Source organism: Deltaproteobacteria bacterium (assembly GCA_016930875.1).
Lineage (GTDB): Bacteria > Desulfobacterota > Desulfobacteria > Desulfobacterales.
Genome location: JAFGFW010000124.1, coordinates 1 through 2,900 on the forward strand (window position 1 = coordinate 1; position 2,900 = coordinate 2,900).

The window sequence follows — 2,900 nt, forward strand, 5'->3', positions numbered from 1 at the left end:
CAATAGGCCCCAGGGCTGCGACGGTTGCCCCGTCACTCATGAAATTGGTCATGGTTCCGGTCAAAAAGCTGACGCCCACGGCCAGGGTGTCCCCCCTTGCAAGGAAATCCGGAAGAAACGCCACAAATGTGTTGGCAAGCCACAAGGCTCCCCCGGTGAATTGGAGACCTACCCCCATGGCGCAGGCGGCGGCATACAACCCTACCACATCGAGGGCGACGCCCTCCTGGATATCGTCCCATGTGATAATCCGGCAGAGGAACATGGCCATCACGGCGTACAGAGTGGGCCCCCCCAGGCCGGAGTGCTCCCCGAGGATGATCCAGGCGGCCACCAGGCAGACCAGGATAATCGCCATCATGGCCTCTCTTCCGCCGAACTTGGGCATCCTGGCTACTTCGGCCTTTACGATCTCGCTGGGGTTCATGTCCTGTACCTTAAAGCGGCCCTTGCAGCGAATGTACATGTAGGCCCCGATAACGACGCCCATGAGCGGCACAAAGGGCATGCCGTATTTCATCCAGTCCAAAAAGGATATGGCGCGGCCATATTCCATGAGATACCCGACCATGATGGCGTTTCGTCCCCCGGCTGCAGGGGAACCGGGCCCGCCATGGTTGGCGGCAAAACAGATGCCGAGCAGGAGAAAGACGGCCAGTGCCTTGTCCTTTTGAACGCCGTACATCCTGCAGGTAACCTTGTATACACCCATCAGGACCGGGATCAGAAGCGCGACAAGGGCATGTTCTGAGAGGAAGCTTGCGGACATGGCCAAGAGGGGAATAAAGACAAAGGCAAAGGCCTTGGCGCTCTTGATCCGGCTTAAAAGAATCAAACCGATTCTCTTGTCAAGGCCTGTCTTGGCCACGCCTACGGCCACGACCAGGATCCCGAAGATGAAGAAGACGGCGTCCTTCATGTAGGCCTTGGAAATTTCGTTGATGGGAAGGATGTAAAAGAGGTACATCATCACGCCCACCAGGATGTCGGTGGCACCCAGTGGGAGGGCCTCCGTTCCCCAGAAAAAGACGGCCAGGAAAAAGATCGCCAGCATGATCTTGGCCAGTTGAGCCGCCTCTGTGTCGGTGAGAAGGGGCTTGGTTGCATGATGGGACGGCCTGGTCTCGGATACTTTTTCGACTTCAAGGGCATCCGGGCGCAGTTTTTTGTTGATTGTCTCCGTGATTGTGCTGCACCCGGATGGCAGATTGTACCCCGGGGGGTGGGTCTTTCCTACCAGATCGATCATACTTCTCGGCGGTGGGATGATGACCAGCGCCGCGAAGACCACCACAGCAATGAGCATAAGAACAGGCTTGTATCCCGGACTGCTGGTCCAAATGCTCTCCCTGGGTTTGACCTCCTCAAACTTTTGATGAACCATGCTTTTCTCCCTGCGATGCTGTGAATTCCGGTCGGCAAGGCATGAAGAAGGGTTGCCGTCGCCCTGCAAGTGAAAGGGGCCGGCATTCAACCCATGAGAAACCTTACCTAGATATCCCCGCTCTTTCTGACCAGGAGCCTGACTTCCGCACTTCTTATCCGTTCCTCCTGTGATTCCTTCCTTTTCCTGGCCCCCTCCAGTTTCGTCGTCAGGTCTTCAAAATCTGCGGGTTTCAGGAGGTAGTCAAAGGCCCCGAGTTTCAATCCCTCTATGGCGGTCTGTGTGGTTCCATGCCCTGTCAGCAATATGACCTCCACCAAGGGAAACCTTCTCTTGATCTCTTTCAGGGTTTCAATCCCACCCATTCCCGGCATCTTGATATCCAGGATCACCACATCCACGTCCTCTTTCTCGAGTGTTTCAAGACATTCTTTCCCACTGAATGACGAGAGGACCCTTTCTCCTACCTCGCTCAGCCTCAGGGCAAGCATTTCCACAAAATCTTTTTCATCGTCGACCAGCAGGACTTTTGTCGGGATCTTGATCATCACCAATCGTTCTCCTTAATGAAAAATCTCATTTCAATGGGTCGCTATTGTCCTTTATAAAGACTCTCCCAGTCTTCCCCGGGGCTGTGTCCCAGGACTTCCTTCTCCTTGCAGGACCTGGGCAAGCCAATCCTGAAGGTCGTTCCTTGCCCCAAACGGCTGACCACATCTATTTTCCCTCCGAGTTTTTCCACGATCCCCCGGGTGACAAAAAGGCCGAGTCCGGTGCCTTCCCCGGGTGCCTTGGTACTGAAAAAGGGCTCGAATATCTTTTCCCGGTTTTCCTTTGGTATGCCCTCCCCGTCATCTACGACCGAAAGAGAGACACGATCCCCCGCGCTCTCGAGCAAGACATCGATCTTTCCGTTCTCACCGGTCGCGTGGATTGCATTGGACAGCAGGTTGATCAGGACCTGCCGTAACTGGTAGGGGTCGCTGAAGAGACTTATGGAACCGAGATTTTTGTCCCTGGTCAGACCCAGCTGTCTGTTGCCGGACTCCATCTTGACCAGAACGATGGCCTCATGGGCCAGTTCTTCAAGATCGACCTCCGAGAACTGGGAATCCGTTTTTTTCACAAAGCCCAGGAGCTGATGTGTGATCTTCCTGGCCCGGTCTATCCCGTTCTTTATCTTTCCCAGGGCCAGTTCAAAATCTCCTTTTCGGGGCATGTCCTCCAACTCTTTTTTTTGGAGCAGAAGCTGCATCCATCCCACAGCCTCGTGAATGATGGCCAGTGGATTGTTGATTTCGTGAGCGACACCGGCCGCCAGGGTGCCGAGCGAGGCAAGCCTTTCCGTGGCGATCATCTGCTGTTCCAGCCTGGCCCTGTATTCCAGCTCTCTGAGTTTCTCATTCTCCCGTAGGATCTTGTCATGGGCCTGTCGGATCTTTCCAATCAGGTGCTCCAGTTCAATGGGTTTACTCAGATAATCAAAGGCACCGGCCTTGATCCCTTCCACCCCATC

3 protein-coding genes are annotated in these 2,900 nt (G+C 54.8%); all 3 read right to left on the reverse strand.

Annotated elements, in window-relative coordinates; all coding sequences use genetic code 11:
- Positions 1–1,384: anion permease (locus JW883_11180; protein ID MBN1842830.1), on the reverse strand; the 1,384-nt coding region annotated here is incomplete at its 3' end.
- Between the two features lie 107 nt (positions 1,385–1,491).
- The gene (locus JW883_11185; GenBank protein ID MBN1842831.1) at positions 1,492–1,932 is read right to left on the reverse strand and encodes a response regulator; all 441 of its coding nucleotides are present in this window, start codon (positions 1,930–1,932) and stop codon (positions 1,492–1,494) included.
- 44 nt (positions 1,933–1,976) lie between these two features.
- Positions 1,977–2,900, reverse strand: a 924-nt coding sequence (locus tag JW883_11190) for an ATP-binding protein (GenBank protein ID MBN1842832.1), incomplete at its 5' end; no start/stop codon positions are given.

Bases quoted from the DNA above. Each gene is read 5' to 3' on its own strand.
- JW883_11185 (MBN1842831.1), bottom strand. From the start codon at position 1,932: ATGATCAAGATCCCGACAAAAGTCCTGCTGGTCGACGATGAAAAAGAT.